The organism is Pseudarthrobacter sp. MDT3-1, from assembly GCF_054510755.1.
Genome location: NZ_JBTNDX010000046.1, coordinates 1 through 16687 on the forward strand (window position 1 = coordinate 1; position 16687 = coordinate 16687).

General features: G+C 64.6%; 17 protein-coding genes. 11 read left to right on the forward strand and 6 right to left on the reverse strand.

The genetic code is table 11. From position 1 onward, the window contains the following. Positions 1 to 244 precede the first annotated feature (244 nt). Both ACX80X_RS20315 and ACX80X_RS20320 read left to right on the forward strand, forming a co-directional pair. The gene (locus ACX80X_RS20315) at positions 245 to 730 is read left to right on the forward strand and encodes a VOC family protein (protein WP_459313168.1); all 486 of its coding nucleotides are present in this window, start codon (positions 245 to 247) and stop codon (positions 728 to 730) included. 149 nt (positions 731 to 879) lie between these two features. Next, entirely contained in the window at positions 880 to 1659 is a 780-nt protein-coding gene (locus ACX80X_RS20320) for an alpha/beta fold hydrolase (RefSeq protein ID WP_459310273.1), read from the forward strand. Between the two features lie 287 nt (positions 1660 to 1946). Here ACX80X_RS20320 and ACX80X_RS20325 read toward each other — a convergent pair whose 3' ends face one another. After that, positions 1947 to 2549, reverse strand: coding sequence for a recombinase family protein (locus ACX80X_RS20325; RefSeq protein ID WP_459310274.1), 603 nt, complete (start codon positions 2547 to 2549; stop codon positions 1947 to 1949). A gap of 707 nt (positions 2550 to 3256) precedes the next feature. Here ACX80X_RS20325 and ACX80X_RS20330 point away from each other — a divergent pair. Both ACX80X_RS20330 and ACX80X_RS20335 read left to right on the forward strand, forming a co-directional pair. Then, positions 3257 to 3850: a hypothetical protein gene (locus ACX80X_RS20330; RefSeq protein ID WP_459310275.1), complete on the forward strand. Its 594-nt coding sequence runs from the start codon at positions 3257 to 3259 to the stop codon at positions 3848 to 3850. Between the two features lie 53 nt (positions 3851 to 3903). Continuing rightward, entirely contained in the window at positions 3904 to 4506 is a 603-nt protein-coding gene (locus tag ACX80X_RS20335) for a DUF6919 domain-containing protein (RefSeq protein WP_459310276.1), read from the forward strand. A 26-nt stretch (positions 4507 to 4532) separates the two neighbouring features. Here ACX80X_RS20335 and ACX80X_RS20340 read toward each other — a convergent pair whose 3' ends face one another. From ACX80X_RS20340 to ACX80X_RS20360, 5 genes are all read right to left on the reverse strand, one after another. Then, the gene (locus tag ACX80X_RS20340) at positions 4533 to 5015 is read right to left on the reverse strand and encodes a pyridoxamine 5'-phosphate oxidase family protein (protein WP_459310277.1); all 483 of its coding nucleotides are present in this window, start codon (positions 5013 to 5015) and stop codon (positions 4533 to 4535) included. 92 nt (positions 5016 to 5107) lie between these two features. After that, positions 5108 to 5512 (reverse strand): universal stress protein, encoded by a 405-nt coding sequence (locus tag ACX80X_RS20345; RefSeq protein ID WP_459310278.1) that lies wholly within the window; start codon positions 5510 to 5512, stop codon positions 5108 to 5110. Continuing rightward, complete coding sequence (locus tag ACX80X_RS20350) at positions 5509 to 7041, reverse strand: tripartite tricarboxylate transporter permease (RefSeq protein WP_459310279.1); 1533 nt, start codon at positions 7039 to 7041, stop codon at positions 5509 to 5511. Before ACX80X_RS20350 ends, ACX80X_RS20345 begins: the two co-directional genes overlap by 4 nt. 9 nt (positions 7042 to 7050) lie before the next feature. Further along, positions 7051 to 7578, reverse strand: a complete 528-nt coding sequence (locus tag ACX80X_RS20355; RefSeq protein ID WP_459310280.1) for a tripartite tricarboxylate transporter TctB family protein — start codon at positions 7576 to 7578, stop codon at positions 7051 to 7053. 5 nt (positions 7579 to 7583) lie between these two features. Then, complete coding sequence (locus ACX80X_RS20360) at positions 7584 to 8588, reverse strand: Bug family tripartite tricarboxylate transporter substrate binding protein (RefSeq protein ID WP_459310281.1); 1005 nt, start codon at positions 8586 to 8588, stop codon at positions 7584 to 7586. Between the two features lie 140 nt (positions 8589 to 8728). Between ACX80X_RS20360 and ACX80X_RS20365 the strand changes: the two genes are divergently transcribed. The 7 genes from ACX80X_RS20365 to ACX80X_RS20395 all read left to right on the forward strand — a co-directional run bounded on the left by ACX80X_RS20365 (position 8729) and on the right by ACX80X_RS20395 (position 16581). Beyond that, on the forward strand, positions 8729 to 9616 hold the full coding sequence (locus ACX80X_RS20365) for a LysR family transcriptional regulator (RefSeq protein ID WP_459310282.1): 888 nt from the start codon (positions 8729 to 8731) through the stop codon (positions 9614 to 9616). A 151-nt stretch (positions 9617 to 9767) separates the two neighbouring features. Further along, positions 9768 to 10682: a 5-dehydro-4-deoxyglucarate dehydratase gene (gene kdgD, locus ACX80X_RS20370; protein WP_459310283.1), complete on the forward strand. Its 915-nt coding sequence runs from the start codon at positions 9768 to 9770 to the stop codon at positions 10680 to 10682. A 26-nt stretch (positions 10683 to 10708) separates the two neighbouring features. Continuing rightward, complete coding sequence (locus ACX80X_RS20375; protein WP_459313170.1) at positions 10709 to 12307, forward strand: aldehyde dehydrogenase (NADP(+)); 1599 nt, start codon at positions 10709 to 10711, stop codon at positions 12305 to 12307. Then, a complete protein-coding gene (locus tag ACX80X_RS20380) occupies positions 12304 to 13632 on the forward strand; it encodes an enolase C-terminal domain-like protein (protein WP_459310285.1) in 1329 nt (442 codons plus the stop codon). Before ACX80X_RS20375 ends, ACX80X_RS20380 begins: the two co-directional genes overlap by 4 nt. Before the next feature lie 97 nt (positions 13633 to 13729). Next, positions 13730 to 14650 (forward strand): AEC family transporter, encoded by a 921-nt coding sequence (locus ACX80X_RS20385; RefSeq protein WP_252600957.1) that lies wholly within the window; start codon positions 13730 to 13732, stop codon positions 14648 to 14650. An 88-nt stretch (positions 14651 to 14738) separates the two neighbouring features. Next, positions 14739 to 15866 carry an L-talarate/galactarate dehydratase gene (locus ACX80X_RS20390; protein ID WP_252600955.1) on the forward strand — a complete coding sequence of 376 codons (1128 nt, stop codon included), beginning with the start codon at positions 14739 to 14741 and terminating at the stop codon, positions 15864 to 15866. Between the two features lie 10 nt (positions 15867 to 15876). Continuing rightward, positions 15877 to 16581 carry a FadR/GntR family transcriptional regulator gene (locus ACX80X_RS20395; RefSeq protein WP_459310286.1) on the forward strand — a complete coding sequence of 235 codons (705 nt, stop codon included), beginning with the start codon at positions 15877 to 15879 and terminating at the stop codon, positions 16579 to 16581. Positions 16582 to 16687 lie beyond the last annotated feature (106 nt).

Here is a 16687-nt window from a genome sequence, read left to right on the forward strand (position 1 = left end):
ATGAAAGGCACCCTCACCGTGAAATAACACCCCGGCAGAAGGACGCAGTACACCGGGAACGAAGTGGGGTCTGGAACGGAGATATTCGTTTCTTCGTTACCGGGCGTGCGTCCCGAAGGGTCTGCGCTCGTGTTCCCGGATCGAGGTTTCCCTGGCCCGGTTGCCTTCAACGCGGCAACTCACCGAAGCGGGGACCGGCACATGGGCGGGTCTCAAGGGCACTGTAGAACTTGGTGCAGACGGGGTGATCCACCTTGTGTGGACACCCGGAATCGTTCTGGATGCCGTTGATGCCCGCGCGGCCATGGCAGGGGTGAACGAAGTTGCCGGCGGGCAGGAGTATCCGATGCTGGTCGACGTGGAGAGCATCGAAGCTGTGACCCGGCAGGCCCGCGCCGTCTTGGGAGCCGGCCCGAAGCGCGCTGCCGCCTCTTCGGCAGCCGTTAAATATTCACCAGCCATGCTCTCTCAACGATCGACGCTAGCAATCGTTGCGATCGGCTTAATCCTTAGCGCTACTTTTCCGCGGAATGGTCCTCAACCCCCGGACAGGGTAGGTCTGGATCACCTGAGCTTTGCCGTATGCGCCCGCACCGACCTCGACACCGCCGTAACGGTCCTTGACGAGCTCGGCATTGCGCATGGGGAAGTCAAGGACATCGGCGCCGGTTACATCCTGGAATTCAGGGACCCCGACAACGTGGCGCTTGAACTCTTCGCCCCTGCCTGAGATGTGTTCGACCTGAGGCGTGTTTCACCTGAGATGTGTTCGATCCAAGTCATGTTGGATGCGCTGCCTAACCGCGTATCGCTGTGCCGTCGGGCCTTTCGTCAGATGACCTCTGGCCAGATATGTTGCACCGCCCCTACAGTGAAGTCATGCTGCACTCAACCCGGCAAGGCTCCGGTAAGCCACTCCTCCTGATCCATGGGCTCGGTTCGAGTATTGGCAACTGGAACCCGGTAATCCCGGCGCTGGCCGCTGAACGCGATGTCATCGCCGTCGACCTCCCCGGTTGCGGCGAATCCGCGCCGCTGACCGGCGAAACCACCATTGCCACGCTGACCGATGCCGTCGAAGCCTTTATCCGCGACGGGGAACTGGGCGACCTTGATCTGGTAGGCAGCTCCATGGGCGCCCGGATGGTGATGGAAATGGCACGGCGAGGGCACGCTGGCACCACGATCGCACTGGACCCTGGTGGATTCTGGAATGACCGCCAGGCAGCGATCTTTGGTGCAAGCATCAAGGCATCCGTCGCACTGGTGCGCCGCATCCAACCGGCGCTCCCCTTCCTCACGGGCAACCCCGTGGGCCGCACGGCCCTGTTGGCACAGTTCTCCGCCCACCCTTGGAAGCTGCCGCAGGATCTGGTCCTGCACGAGCTTCGCGGGTTCAAGACATCGACCAGTCTGGACCCGGCCCTCAACGCGCTGATTCACGGACCCCGCCAGGAAGGCGCACCGGCCGGTTCGCTCAAGGGCAAAGTGGTCATTGGATGGGGGCGGAAGGACAAGGTCACCGCTCCCAGTGAGGCGGCGCGGGCCACGGAGCTGTTCCCGGATGCAACGCTGCACTGGTTCGAAAACTGCGGTCACTTCCCGCACTGGGACCAACCAACGGAAGCGGCGCGCCTGATCCTCGATAGCACCGGCTGAGCTGCGGCTGAGCGCCGGGGCGGAGCCATTTACGGCTGAGTTAGCTTCAGAAAGGTGGAACCGGCGACGGCTGGGGATGATGCCCCGGTCTCGGGAGGCATCGACGTCGCCGGTCCCGAATTGGGGAACCGGCTTCACCTGGACCGCCGCCGCTAGGTGCGTGGGTCATTAGTCGGGTAGCAGCGGAGTCCTCGATTTAGGGTTTAAAGGGGCTTGAGGACCAATGCTCGGGAAAGTCACGCTAAGCCGGTGGGGCCAGGTATCAGAGGTTCTGGTCGGCACCGCTGTTACGCCGGGTCAGCGGCGCTGGCGGTGGGCCGTCGTCCGATGCTTGTTTTGTTGAGATGGCCGTAGATCGTGGAGCGCGGGACCTGAAGCAGATCGGCGATGCGCTGAACGGTGTGATCCCCTGCATCGTAGAGCTGTTGAGCGTGGTGGACCTGGTCGGGGGTGAGTTTCGGTCGTCTTCCTCCGGTTCGGCCGCGGGCGCGGGCGGCCGCGAGGCCGTCGCGGGTGTTGGCGATTATGAGTTCTCGCTGGAGTTCAGCGAGGACAGAGAGCATCCCGAACATCGCCCGCCCTTCCGCGGTCGTGGTGTCGATGCCTTGCTCGAGGACACGCAATCCCACACCACGTTCCCGGAGAGCTGCGCCGAGAGTGACGAGGTGCAGGACTGAGCGGCCGAGTCTGTCCAGGCGGGTGATGACGAGCTGGTCGCCGGCCCGGTTGGCCGAGGCGAGGGCTTTATCGAGCTCGGGCCTGCTGGCTTTGGCGCCGCTGGCGTGGTCGAGGTAGATGTTTGGCGGGTCGACGCCGGCGCGGGCGAGGGCGTCCGTTTGGTGGTCTGGGTTCTGGTCGGCGGTGGAGACTCTGGCATATCCGATCAACATGTGTCGAGAATACCGTTAAGGCAGGGTTTGCCGACGTTGATTTCCGGCGCGGGTTTCCGACATAGATTTCGCGGCGTGTCGCCGGTAGGTCGGGGTGTCGGTAGATGGTCCTTTCCCGACACCGGTCTAAGCGTGACTTTTCCGAGCATTGGTCCTCAACCCCCTAGGCCTGGGTGACAGTTCTCAGCAGGGTGCACCACCCGTCTGGTAAGGGCACACCCCAACCTGACGTCCATCCCACTCGGACGAGTGTCAGAATAGGGTCTGAAATAGCGTTTCCGGACATGCCTTTTGGAAAGTCATAGGTTTCATCCTGACAGCTTCGGCAGGGGTGACTACGGCGGCAGGTCAAGGAATCCGGTATGCGAGGGTTACCACGCTGGACCAGAATGAACAGCGCAAGCTCGGCGGCCAAGCCTTGGATTAGATTTTCAGCGACAAGGCTTCCGGCATCTGTACCCTCAGGCCTCAATTGGCCGAACTGCTGCGCTCCGCTCGTGACGCAGACATCGTCGCGTTGGGCGAACTTCGTGTTTGGCAGGCGGAACCAGGAGCCAAGTCAAATGCCTGGAGGCCTCCCTGATCAGTCTCAGGATCGTGCCATATCCACATAGCCTGCCCGCCCATTGACCCCGGCGCCCACAGGGGATGCAATGGAAGGAGCAACCCGGAATCCTGGGCCGGGCCTGACGCGGGGAGGTGCCGCAGTGCCGGCATTCGCAGAATCCGTCCTGTTTGGAGCGTTGCAGCTGAGTTTCTGGGGCGCAGTGCTGGTGTGCGCGGTGGCTGCCACCGCCTTGGCCGTCCGCCGGCATTCGACGCCGGATCCTGCCGTCCGTGCCCCGGATCCCGTGTTCTGGGACGTCTTTATGGGGTCTGCGGTCGCCATTCCGGCGATCCTCATTCCCACACTCGCGTCACCCTGGTTTGGTGTGGTCCTCGCCGCACTCGGCACAGGTGCGGGCGTGGCCGCCTACCGTGGCAGCCCCCAGATCCTGGCCTGGCAGGAACGCCGCCGGCAGCTGCGACAGGACCGGCCCGTTCACGCCGCGGCGCAGGCTGAACATGACGCACTCCTGGCCCGGTGGAGCCGCTACGAACTGGACCCAGCCAGCTGCATCGACTACCCCGCCATGACGGACGTCCGGCTGCCCGAAACGTCTGCGCTGATCCGCGCCATGAGGGAGGCAGAGCAGCTGCGGGCGGTGCCGCACCAAGGGTACGCTCCCGCCGTCGTCCGCTTTGGCGTTGCCCTCGCCGCGGCGGAACGTGCTGCCGGAATCACCGCCGTCGGACATTAACTGCCGTGTCGCCGCCACTGGAGTCCGGCCGCGGGGCGCCGTAGCATCCGAGGATGGAACCCACAGAAGCGGAAGTCCGTGACCAGTTCGGCAGGCGCCTGGAGGATAAGGGGGCCTGGCGGGAGGCCATCACCCTGGAAGCTGCCGGGGAACTGACGGCGCGCTGGCTGGAGGGCCGTAGCGAATACCAGGCCGCCACCTTTACGGTTCGCTACGACGACGAAACAGAACCGATCGCCACCGAGCTTGCCGCCCTCAACAGGAACGGGCTGTTCACCAAGGAATCCCAGCCCGGGCTGCGGACCGGCAACTCCGCCCAGCGGCAGTACGTGACCGGCTTCTGCAGTGCAGAGGCGGCAGTGGAACTCCTGGCCCTTTCCACCCGGACTGAGCTGGTGACCGTGGCCCATGCCCCGGGCGAGGCCAGCAGCGCCGCCATCCCCGTAACGCTCGACGGCGACGAGGTAGTTACCGTCCTCGGCTCCAGCGAGACTCCGGTGCAGGAAGAGCAGATCCAGGACTGGGCGGAGGAAACCAACGAAACGCTGGCGCTCCTGCTCGCCGACTCCTGGTACGTGGAAATCCTGGATCCGGTCTGGGGCCGCAATGACGTGCTGCTCCCCGCCGTCCTCGCCGCGCTGACAGCCGTGCCGTAGCCTACGGGCGGCCCCGGACCCTTCCCCTAAACCTCTACTGTGCCACTTTCGCCTACACTCATCCGGCTGTGCGTCACTTTGGACTTGACCCACTGGAGGACGGTGGCCGCCGTGCCGCCCGGGCTAGTCCAGTATTCTGCGGATTCCGAGTCCACCCGGAGCAGGCACACTTCCGGAGTGTCCGGTCCGTCGGGGAACCACGCTTCAACTACCTGGTTCCACATTTCGTGGATCTTGGCCCGGTCCGTGACCACCTCGGCGGTGCCGGCCACCGACACCCACTCGGTGCGCCTGCCGAAGGAGACGTTGACCCTCGGATCAGCCTGGATGTGTGCCACCTGGGAGGTTCCCCGGCCCGTGAAGAACCACAGGTCGCCGTCATCCTGCACGTCCTGGACGGCGAGCGGCCTGCTGACCAGGGCGCCGTCTTCGTTGATGGTGGTCAACATACCGATGTGCGAATCGTTGATGATGTCCGTAACTTTGCTGATGTTTTCAGTGTCCGTCATGCTCTCACCTCGTTCTGGTCGAAAGGGAAGTTCCCCTCCGCCAGCCTATTGGTAAGCATGCTTCTTTTCTACCCGGACTAGCCCTGCGGAACCTAGAGGTCTGAGGTACCGGCCTTGACCGCCAGCACCGGCCGGTCCGCCTGCATCAGAATCCGTTGCGCGTGGCTGCCCAGGATGAACTTGCCCACCTGCGTGCGGTGGCGGAGGCCGATGACGATCAGCGACGCATCAGCCTCCCGGGCGAATTCCAGGAATTCGTCAGCAAGATCGCTCAGGTACGGCGGCTGGATGACGGTGGCCTTAACGCCAGCTTCGGTGGCTCGCTGGGCTGCCTGTGCGAGGATGTCGTCGGGTGCCACTGACTTGTCCACCAGTGCGCCTTCCCGCGCAGAATTGACGATCACCAGGTCCTCGTTGCGAAGCTTGGCTTCCGCGATGCTTGCCGTAAGTGCGGCTTCTCCTGCGGGTGTAGGAACGAATCCGACAACGATGCTCATACCTTCTCCTTGATTTCTGATGTTGACGGGCCCGCCGGGACGGAGGCCTTGCGCTTGGCTGCGGCACCGCGGATAACGGGCAGCGCTGCTACCAGGACGAACACCACCAGCAGGGTGGCCGAGATGGGGCGGCCGAAGAAGCCGGTCGGGTCTCCGCCGAAGACCAGCAGCGAGCGGCGCATGGAGCTTTCCAGCAGTTCGCCGAGCACAAACGCGAGTACCAGGGGACCTGGTTCAAAGCCGAACTTCTTCATGAGGTAGCCGACGATACCGAAGACGACCACCAGGGTGACATCGAACATGCTGTTGTTGATGGTGTACGCGCCCAGCAGGGTGATCAGGGCCGTGACGGGCGCCAGGATGGCGGCCCGAACGCGGAGGATCTTCACGAAGATTCCCACCAGCGGCAGGCTCATGATCAGCAGCAGGATGTTGCCGATGTACATGGAGTTCACCACACCCCAGAAGAGCTCGGGGTTCTGTTCCACCAACTGCGGACCGGGAGTTACGCCCTGGATCAGCAGCGCGCCGAACATCAGCGCCATGGTGGCGTTGGCGGGGATCCCGAGCGTCAGCAGCGGGATAAAGGATGAAGTGGCGGCGGCGTTGTTGGCAGTTTCTGGTCCCGCCACACCCTCGGGAGCGCCCTTGCCGAAGCGCTCCGGCTGCTTGGCGCGCTTCTTTTCCATGGCGTAGGAGGCCATCGAGGCGATGGTCGCACCGCCACCGGGGAGGATGCCCAGGAAGAATCCGAGGACCGACCCGCGGCCGATCGCGCCGGAGGCCTGCTTCAGGTCCTTCCTGGAGGGCCAAACGTTGGCAACCTTCGACGGCGCCTTCGCGGCCCGGTGCCGTTCCTCCAGGTTGTAGAGGATCTCACCGAGTCCGAAGAGACCCATGGCGATCGGCACAAAATCGATGCCGTCTGCGAGTTGCAGGCTGCCGAAGGTAAAGCGGCTTTCACCGGTAAAGATGTCCCTGCCGACAGTTGCCAGCAGGAGGCCGAGGGCCGCGGCGATGAGCGCCTTGGCTTTTGATCCGTTGCTGATGGTGGCCACCAGGAGGATACCGAGCATGGCCAGCGCGGTGTATTCCGGCGGACCGAAGTCCAGCGCGAAGCTCGCCACAATGGGGGCCAGGAACGTCAGGCCGATGATAGAAGCAGTGCCACCAATGAAGGAGCCGATGGCCGCCAGGCCCAGCGCAGTACCGGCCTTGCCCTGCTTGGCCATCTGGTAACCGTCGAAGACGGTGACAACAGAGGACGCTTCGCCGGGGAGCCGCAGCAGCACGGACGTGATGGTGCCGCCGTACTGGGCGCCGTAGAAAATGCCGGCGAGCATGATGATGGCCGTGACGGGCTCAACGTTGTAGGTGAGCGGAAGCAAAATGGCGATGGTTGCCGCGGGCCCCAGTCCGGGCAGTACACCGATCAGCATGCCGATCACGACGCCGATCAAGCAGTAAAGGAGGTTTGTCGGCTCCAGGACAACGGCAAATCCGTTGATAACGGGATTTAGAAAATCCACGGGGGTCTCCTAGAAGAGGTGGGGAATGGAGGTGTTGAGCGCGAGGACGAAGATGCCATAAAAGGCGATGACCACACTTGCGCTGACAACGAGGGTGGAGCGCCAGGTTTCGCCGCCGAGGAAGCGCATCCAGATGACGCACAGCGCCAGGGCTGGCAGCTCAAAACCCATAAGTGGCATGAGGGCCACCATTGCGGCCAAGGTCACCAGTCCGGTCAGCGGCGCGCTGGACATGCGGGTGAATTTCTCCGCATCCCGGTTGTGCCGGCCGGACATCAGCTGGAACAGCCCGAGCGCCACCATGACGCAGCTGATGGTGAACGGCCACAGGCCGGGCTGCGGCTTGTCAGGAGTTCCCACTCCCATCATGATGGCCAGGACGGCCGCTCCGGTCCCCACGCCAAGGACCACCAGTGAGGATGCCGCATTGGCCAACGCTCCGGCGGCGGGAGGCTTTTCGTCCTCCCACTGGGCCGCGAGCTGTTCGGGGGTCAGGTCATCCAGCTCGCCAGCGGATTCCGCGGAAGTTTCCTTCACAGGAGTCACTTATTTCCGCCAAGGCTGATGTCGTACTTCTCCACCAGCTCCTTGTATTTCGCTGCGTAAGCCTTCCAGTCGGTGGCCACTTCCGCACCGGAGATCTCCTTGGGCGTCAGCATATTCTTCTTGTTGAACTCCTTGTAGGCCTCCGACTTGAAGGCCTCCTTGAACGCGGCCTGCAGCTTGTCCTTGACCTCCTGCGGGGTGCCCTTCGGAGCGGCGATGGCCCGGTACTGCGCCACAGGAACGTCGTAGCCCGCTTCCTTCGCCGTCGGGGTGTCCGGCAGGAACGTGTTGCGTTTTTCGGAGAAGACCAGGAGCGGGGCCACCTTTCCGGCCGCGATCTGCGGCATTGCCTCACCGAGCTGGATGGTTGCGAGCTCCACCTGGTTGCCCAGTGCGGCAGTCAGGGCGGGCTTGCCGCTGTCAAACGGGATGTCGGTACCTTTGACGTTGGCCTGCTTGAAGAGCACTGTCTGGGCAAGCTGGCTGCCGGTGCCGACACCCGTGGTACCGAAGGTCACGTTCCGGCCGGCATCGGTCACATCCTTGAAGGTCTTGAACCCGGATCCGGGACTTGCCACCAGGACGTAGTCGTCCTGGGAGAGGCCGGCAATGATGTCCAGGTCGTCAATGTTGACCGCTTCGTCAGCTGAGACTGCCAGCGGCGTAATGGTTATAAGGGATGCGTTCAGCAGGACGAGCTCCTGCCCATCAGCGGGCTTGCCGGCCACTTCCTTGGTTGCCAGGGCGCCGTTTGCACCCGGCTTATTGACCACGGGCATCGGCTGGCCAAGGGTTTTGGAGGCGCCTTCGGCGAGGGCGCGGGCAATCAGGTCCGTGCTGCCGCCGGCAGCCTGACCTACCGAGAGATTGACCGGGCCCGATGGGTATTTGGATGAATCGGCTCCGGCGCTGCCTGCGACGTTGCCGCAGGCGGTCAGTGCCAGCAGCGTAACGGCAGAGGCCGCTCCCAGGATCGTGCGGCGTGTGGGGAAGTGCATCATTGGAACTCCTCGTAGAGATTCGGGCGAGGCCCGATCGTCGCTGTGAACCGAATCACTTCTGGCTCGCTCAACGACTATAGGGAGACGCTATGATGCATGTCTAAGCCCAAAAATGCATGGGGTGATACCCGAAAGGCATCATGTTCACTTTTGACCAACTGGCCGGATTCATCGCGGTCGCGGAGGAACTCCATTTCGGGCGGGCGGCGGAAAAGCTGAATATGACCCAGCCGCCGCTCAGCCGCCAGATCCAGAAGCTGGAGAAGAGCATCGGCACGGAACTGCTGGAACGCGACAACCGCAAAGTGCAGCTCACACCGGCCGGGAGCGCTTTCCTGGACGAAGCCAAGCGGCTGATGGCCCTGGCCAACCGCGCACCGGTGACAGCCCGCCGGATCGCCACCGGCCGCTCGGGCGTGCTGCGCGTGGGCTTCACCGCCGCCAGCGGGTTCAGCATCCTGGGGCCGCTCTTGGAAGAGATCGCGTCCATTCTTCCCGAGGTGGACATTGACCTCCAAGAGCTTGTGACCGGGGAACAGATCCAGGGCCTGCTGACCGGCGAGCTCGACCTGGGCTTGGCCCGGCCGCCCTTCGACGGGGAAATCTTCGATTCGCACCTGCTGTACAAAGAGTCCATGGTGCTGGCCGTGCCAACAGGGCACCGTTTGGCGGACCTGTCCCGCCCCGTGGAGGACGAAGACATCCGGGACGAACCGCTCATCATGCATTCACCCACGCAAGCCGCCTACTTCTACGACCTGGTCATCCGCATGCACTCCATCAACCACGGGAACGTCCTGCACACCGTGAGCCAGATCCTCACCATGGTCTCCCTGGTCGCGGCCAAGCGGGGTGTGGCTTTTGTCCCGCATTCAGCCACGCTCCTGGCGATCAAAGGGGTCGAATTCCTACCGCTGGCCGGCCCCAGCAGCGACGACCCTGTTGAGCTCCATGCCATCTGGAAACGCAAGGTGGCCAACCCGGCGCTACGGCGGCTCCTGCAGGACCTGGAGTTCCGCACTGAGTAGGGACCGCCGTCGGAAGCTCAATACCCTTTCGGCATCAATGCATACACAAATACACTTAGACAGGCATAACGTCCTCTGCCTAATCTGAACAGGAACCAACACCCCCGACCGCGAGAAATTAGCACGCGGCGCCCACACAGAGGACTCCACCGTGGCAAAGTACACCCCGCAGGAACTGGCAGACACCCTCAAGGAAGGCCTGCTGTCGTTCCCGGTGACGTCATTCGATGCCCAGCTGCAGGTCGACGAGGAAAACTACCGAAAGCACCTTGCCTGGCAGGCCAGCTTCCCGGTTGCCGGCCTCTTCGCAGCAGGCGGCACCGGCGAAGGCTTCTCCCTCACGCCGTCGGAATCCGAGCGAGTGGTCCGCGCCGCCGTCGATGAAGTCGGCAGCATTGTCCCGGTGCTCGCCTCTGCGGGCGGTTCCACTGCGCAGGCCATCGAGAACGCCCAGGCTGCGGAGGCCGCCGGCGCTGACGGGCTCCTGCTCCTCCCCCCATACCTCACTGAGGCGGACCAGGGCGGCCTGATCGACCACGTCAGCGCCATCTGCAGTTCAACCTCGCTGGGTGTCATCATCTACAACCGCGCCAACGCCATCTACAAGGACACCACCGTTGCCACCCTCGCGGACCGCCACGAAAACCTGATTGGTTTTAAGGACGGCGTGGGCGATCTTGAACACGATGCCCGTGTCTACGCCAAGCTCGGCGACCGCCTCTTCTACCTCGGCGGCCTTCCCACGGCAGAAACCTTCGCCCTCCCGCTGCTGCAGCTGGGCATGAGCACCTACTCCAGCGCCATGTACAACTTCCTCCCGCAGTTCGCCCTGGACTTCTACCAGGACGTCCGCAACAACGACCGGGTGGCCGTGAACAAGAAGCTCAATGACTTCGTGATCCCCTACCTGGATATCCGCGACCGCGTCAAGGGCTACTCTGTCTCCATCGTCAAGGGCGGCCTGGATGCCATCGGCCGCTCGGCCGGCGGGGTCCGCCCGCCGCTGCAGAACCTGGCACCCCAGGACTTCGCAGACCTCAAAGCCCTCATCGCCACCGTCTCCTGATCACCTTCTCCCTAGGAGTAACTACAGTGACACTCACCGGACATTCCCTGATCGCCGGACAACCCGTCGCCGGGAGCGGCAAAACCGCTTTCGGCTTCAACCCCGCCACCAACGAACAACTGGCGCCCGCTTACTCGCTGATCACCGAAGAACAGCTGACGACGGCGACCTCCGCCGCCGCCGCGGCCTACCCGTCCTTCAGCACCCTGGATCCTGAAACGCACGCCGGCTTCCTTGAGGCCATCGCGGACAACATCGAGGCCATCGGCGGGGAACTGACCATCCGCGCCGGCCAGGAAACCGGGCTTCCCGCCGCCCGGCTGACCGGTGAGCGTGCCCGGACCACCGGCCAGCTGCGGCTCTTCGCCGCGGTGGTCCGGCAGGGCGACTTCCGCGGCGTCCGCATCGACCCGGCCCTGCCCGAACGTACTCCCCTGCCCAGGGTGGACATCCGCCAGCGCCAGATCCCGCTCGGCCCGGTGGCAGTTTTCGGTGCCAGCAACTTCCCGCTGGCCTTCTCGACGGCGGGAGGAGACACCGCCTCCGCCCTCGCCGCCGGCTGCCCGGTCGTCTTCAAAGCCCACAACGCCCACCCGGGCACCGGTGAACTCGTGGGCCAGGCCATCATCAAGGCGGTCAAGGACTTCGGCCTGCACCCCGGCGTCTTCTCCCTGATCTACGGCCCCGGTGCCAGCATCGGCCAGGCACTCGTCGCTGATCCCGCCATCAAGGCCGTGGGCTTCACCGGTTCCCAGTCCGCCGGTATCGCCCTGATGCGCACCGCCGCCGCCCGCCCGGAACCGATCCCCGTTTACGCGGAAATGTCCTCCCTCAACCCGGTCTTCGTTTTCGAAGGCGCCCTCAAGGGCGACGTCGACACCCTGGCACAGCAGTATGTCACCGCCGTTACCGGCAGCTCCGGCCAGCTCTGCACCTCCCCCGGCCTGCTGTTCGCCCCCGAAGGCGAGGTGGGCGACAAACTCGCTGCCGCCGTCGGCCGTGCTGTCTCTGCCCGCTCAGGGCAGACCATGCTCACCGAAGGCATCGCCGGATCATGGAACGCCGGTGCCCAAGCACTGGGCAGCGCAGCCGGCGTGGACGTCATTGGGCAGGGCATGGAAGGCGCGACAAGGAACGCACCGGCGCCGACGATCTTCGGCACTAACGTGTCCGAGTTCGTGTCCAACCAGGTGCTGCACGCCGAAATTTTCGGTGCCGCGAGCCTGGTCATCCGTTACAGCACGGTTGAAGAACTCATCCGGGCGACCGAACGGCTTGAAGGCCAGCTCACCGCCTCGTTGCAGCTCACTGCGGAGGACTACCCGACGGCGGCGCGCCTGGTCCCTGCCTTGGAGCAGAAGGTGGGGCGTATCATCGTCAACGGCTGGCCCACCGGCGTCGAAGTAGGCCATGCCATGGTTCATGGCGGCCCCTTCCCCGCCACCTCCGACTCCCGCACCACCTCGGTGGGCACCCTTGCCATCAACCGCTTCCTGCGGCCGGTCGCCTACCAGAACCTGCCCCAGGAACTCCTGCCGGCCGCGCTTCAGGACGGCAACCCGTGGCACCTGAACCGCCGCATCGACGGCACTGTTGTTGCTGCAGATGTGGAGGTCAGCGCATGAGCACCCAGCCCACCATCGCCCGCGTGGAAGTGGTCCCCGTGGCCGGCCACGACAGCATGCTGATGAACCTCAGCGGCGCCCACGGACCCTTCTTCACCCGGAACGTGGTCATAGTGACCGACTCCGACGGGCGGACCGGGCTCGGCGAGGTGCCCGGCGGCGAGAAGATCAAGGCCACCATCGAGGAAGCCGAAACCCTCATCGCGGGCAAGCCCGTGGCCCGCTACCGTTCCCTGCTGCGCGAAATTGCGGCAGAGTTCGCGGACCGCGACGCCGGCGGCCGCGGCCTGCAGACGTTCGACCTGCGCACCACCGTGCACGCGGTCACCGCCGTCGAGTCCGCCCTTCTGGACCTGCACGGCCAGTTCCTCGGCGTTCCCGTTGCCGAACTGCTCGGTGACGGGCAGCAGCGCACCTCCGTGCCGATGCTCGGATACCTCTTCTTTATAGGTGACCACGCCCGGACCGACCTTCCCTACCTGGTGGAGGACGCGCCGTCGGACCGGTGGGAGAAGCTCCGCCGGCAGGAGGCCATGACTCCGGAGGCTGTTGTGGCCCTGGCCGAGGCGGCCCAGGAGCGCTACGGCTTCAGCGACTTCAAGCTCAAGGGCGGGGTGTTGTCCGGGGACGTCGAAGTGGATGTGGTCACCGCCCTTCACGAGCGCTTCCCGGACGCGCGCATCACCCTGGACCCCAACGGCGGCTGGCTCCTGGAGGAAGCCATCCGCCTCGGCAAGCGGATGCAGGGCATCGTTGCCTACGCCGAGGACCCTTGCGGCGCCGAAGGACGGTTCTCCGGACGCGAGGTTATGGCTGAGTTCCGCCGTGCCACCGGCCTGAAGACGGCCACCAACATGATCGCCACGGACTGGCGGGAGATGTCGCACGCAATCCGCAGCAACGCGGTGGACATCCCGCTGGCAGACCCGCATTTCTGGACCATGTCCGGCTCAGTCCGCGTGGCGCAGCTATGCAAGGAGTTCGGCCTGACCTGGGGATCGCACTCGAACAACCACTTCGATATTTCCCTGGCCATGTTCACCCACACCGGTGCGGCCGCTCCGGGCGAGATCACGGCGCTTGACACGCACTGGATCTGGCAGGACGGGCAGGGGCTGACTAAGAACCCACTGCAGATCCGCGATGGCGCCATTGAGGTCCCGGCGTCTCCAGGCCTGGGGATTGAACTGGACCGCGACGCCCTGGACAAGGCCCACGAGCTGTACCTGCAGCACGGCCTCGACGCGCGCGACGACAGCATCGGCATGCAGTACTACATCGACGGCTGGTCATTTGACCCGAAGCGGCCCTGCCTGGTCAGGTAGAAGCTTTTCGACCACCCAGCTTCCGCACGGCCGGACCTCCTCCTCAACAGGAGACGGCCGTGCGGGAATTCCAACAGCTAAATAGATAGGGCGCATAGTGGGCGGCGTTGTCTCCGGAATCCTGATCGTCTCCGTCGTCATTGCCGTGGGCTATTTCGCCGCCCGGCTGCGGATCCTGGGACCGGAAGTCCAAGGGGCGCTGACCCGCACCGCCTACTACGTCACCAACCCGGCGCTGCTGTTTACGGTGGTTGCCGGCAGCGACATCCACGCCGCCCTGGGAACCGATGCCCCGCTGGCGCTGCTCTCCGCAGCGATAGTGGGGCTTCTTTATTGGCTGGCGAGTTTCCTGTTCTTCCGGCGTCCTGCGGCGGAGACCGCCGTCGGCGCCATGGCCAGCAGTTACGCGAACGCGAACAACATCGGCATCCCGGTATCCCTGTACGCCGTGGGGACAGCGCAGCACGTGGCGCCCGTGCTCCTGGTCCAGCTCCTGGTGATGGCGCCGTTCTACCTGACTGTCCTGGGGCTGGTCTCCGGCACGAAAATCTCATGGAAGAAGATGCTGCTGCAGCCGTTGGGCAATCCCATGATCATCGCCTCGGCATTGGGTGTGGCCGTCGCCCTGACAGGCTGGACTGCGCCGGACCTGCTGCAGAAGCCGATTGACATGCTGGCCGGCGGGGCCGTGCCCATGGTCCTCCTGGCCTTCGGACTGTCCCTCGCCGGCCGCGCACCGCTGCAGAAGGACGACGGCCGGACCGAAACCCTCGTGGCAACGTTCCTCAAGATCGCCGGAATGCCGCTGATTGTGTGGGTACTTGGCCGCTTTGTCTTCGGGCTCGAAGGGCAGCATCTACTCGCCAGCGTCATTATGGCTGCACTTCCCACGGCGCAGAACGTCTTCCTATTCGCGTCCCCCTACGGCCGCGGCATGACGGTGGCCCGCGACGTCATCCTGTGTACCACTGTGCTCAGCGTAGGGGCGCTCGTTGCTGTCGCCTGGCTGGTGGGATAAACCCGCCCTACTTGTAATACAAGTTTAATACTTGTAATCTAAGTAGTAGGGCAATGCAGCCCGGACAGTCTGCTTTCGAGGAGCAACCATGAGTACCGTCGATGTCATCCGGCACGTAAAGCTTTCCACCGCGCGGCTGCCGCTGGCGGTCCCCATCAGTGACGCCAAGGTGTTCACCGGCCGCCAGAAGCCCATGACCGAAGTGGTGTTCCTGTTCGCGGAGATCACCACGGAACTGGGCCACAGCGGTATCGGCTTCAGCTACTCCAAGCGCGCCGGCGGTCCCGCCCAGTACGCCCATGCCAAGGAGGTCGCGGAAGGACTCATCGGCGAGGACCCGAACGACATCGGCAAGATCTACACCAAGCTGCTCTGGGCCGGCGCCTCCGTGGGCCGCTCGGGTGTGGCCACGCAGGCCCTCGCCGCCATCGACATCGCGCTGTACGACCTCAAAGCCAAGCGTGCCGGCCTCTCGTTGGCCAAATTCCTTGGCGCCTACCGGGACTCCGTCCAGACGTACAACACCTCCGGCGGCTTCCTCAACGCCTCGCTTGCAGAGGTCAAGGACCGCGCCACCGTCCTCCTGGAGGAAGGCATCGGCGGCATCAAGATCAAGGTGGGCCTGCCCGATTCCGCCGAAGACCTGCGCCGCGTGGCCGGCATCCGCGAACACATCGGCTGGGATGTTCCCCTGATGGTGGACGCCAACCAGCAGTGGGACCGCGCCACCGCCCTGCGTTTGGGCCGCCAGTTGGAGCAGTTCAACCTCATCTGGATCGAAGAGCCGCTGGATGCCTACGACTTTGAGGGCCACGCGCACCTGGCCAACGTCCTGGACACGCCCATCGCCACGGGTGAGATGCTGGCGTCCGTTGCCGAGCACAAGGGCCTCATCAACGCCAACGGCTGCGATATTATCCAGCCGGACGCACCCCGCGTCGGCGGCATCACCCAGTTTTTGCGCCTCGCGGCCCTCGCGGACGAGCGCGGGCTGGGCCTGGCGCCGCACTTCGCCATGGAGATCCACCTGCACCTCGCCGCGGCATACCCGCGGGAACCGTGGGTGGAGCACTTCGACTGGCTCGACCCACTGTTCAACGAACGCCTCGAAACCAAGAACGGCCGCATGCTGGTCCCGGACCGCCCCGGCCTGGGCGTGACCCTCAGTGACCGGGCCCGCGCCTGGACCACCGAGTCCGTGGAGTTCGGCGCGTAACCTTGAACGCATGAGCCGGAACCTGACCGCGGACCTCGCCGCCGACCTTCGCACGCGCATCGTGGACGGCGTCATCCAGCCCGGCGACAAGCTTCCCAGCGAAAATGCGCTGATGGGCGACTTCGGTGTCAGCCGCACCGTGGTGCGCTCGGCGCTGACGCGCCTCCAGGCCGAAGGGCTGGTGGAAACCGAACGCGGGCGGGGCAGCTTCGCGTTGACCCCGCCCGACGACGGCCCCCAGCCAGTTCCGGGCAGCCGCCCCGTGGCCAGCGTCGAAGACCGCCTCCACCTGCTGGCTTTCCGGCTGGGAGTGGAGACCGAGTCTGCGGCCCTTGCCGCCCGCAACCACTCCGACCGCCAGCTCAGGGCCGTCAATACCGCCCTGGAACAGTTCGCCGCCAGCGCTGACCACCCCGGCCACGCCATGAAGGCCGACTTCGAGTTCCACCGGGCCATCGCGGTGGCCTCCGGCAACCCTTTCTACTCAGACTGCCTCGCCGCCTTGGGTCAGACGATGATCGCGATGCCGCGCACCCGGCTGCTCACCGGCGTCGAACATTACGCACGGGACCACTTTGACCAGGTGGTGCACGAGCACCGGTCCATCGCTGCCGCCATCGCCGACGGCGATGAAAGCGCGGCAGCTGCTGCCATGCGGAGCCACCTGGCAAATTCCCGACGTCGTTTCAAGGCTTCTGTACGCCCACCCGCCTAGGGTCAATGCCGTTCGGTTAAGGTCTGCACGGTGATGTCAACCCGTATCCCGGCGTTGCGTTCAGGTGAATAGGCGCAGCCCTTGTTAGAAGTGAATCAAGTCTTGC

Bases quoted from the DNA above. Each gene is read 5' to 3' on its own strand.
- ACX80X_RS20320 (WP_459310273.1), top strand. From the start codon at position 880: ATGCTGCACTCAACCCGGCAAGGCTCCGGTAAGCCACTCCTCCTGATC.
- ACX80X_RS20325 (WP_459310274.1), bottom strand. From the start codon at position 2,549: ATGTTGATCGGATATGCCAGAGTCTCCACCGCCGACCAGAACCCAGAC.
- ACX80X_RS20335 (WP_459310276.1), top strand. From the start codon at position 3,904: ATGGAACCCACAGAAGCGGAAGTCCGTGACCAGTTCGGCAGGCGCCTG.
- ACX80X_RS20340 (WP_459310277.1), bottom strand. From the start codon at position 5,015: ATGACGGACACTGAAAACATCAGCAAAGTTACGGACATCATCAACGAT.
- ACX80X_RS20345 (WP_459310278.1), bottom strand. From the start codon at position 5,512: ATGAGCATCGTTGTCGGATTCGTTCCTACACCCGCAGGAGAAGCCGCA.
- ACX80X_RS20360 (WP_459310281.1), bottom strand. From the start codon at position 8,588: ATGATGCACTTCCCCACACGCCGCACGATCCTGGGAGCGGCCTCTGCC.
- ACX80X_RS20365 (WP_459310282.1), top strand. From the start codon at position 8,729: ATGTTCACTTTTGACCAACTGGCCGGATTCATCGCGGTCGCGGAGGAA.
- ACX80X_RS20380 (WP_459310285.1), top strand. From the start codon at position 12,304: ATGAGCACCCAGCCCACCATCGCCCGCGTGGAAGTGGTCCCCGTGGCC.
- ACX80X_RS20390 (WP_252600955.1), top strand. From the start codon at position 14,739: ATGAGTACCGTCGATGTCATCCGGCACGTAAAGCTTTCCACCGCGCGG.
- ACX80X_RS20395 (WP_459310286.1), top strand. From the start codon at position 15,877: ATGAGCCGGAACCTGACCGCGGACCTCGCCGCCGACCTTCGCACGCGC.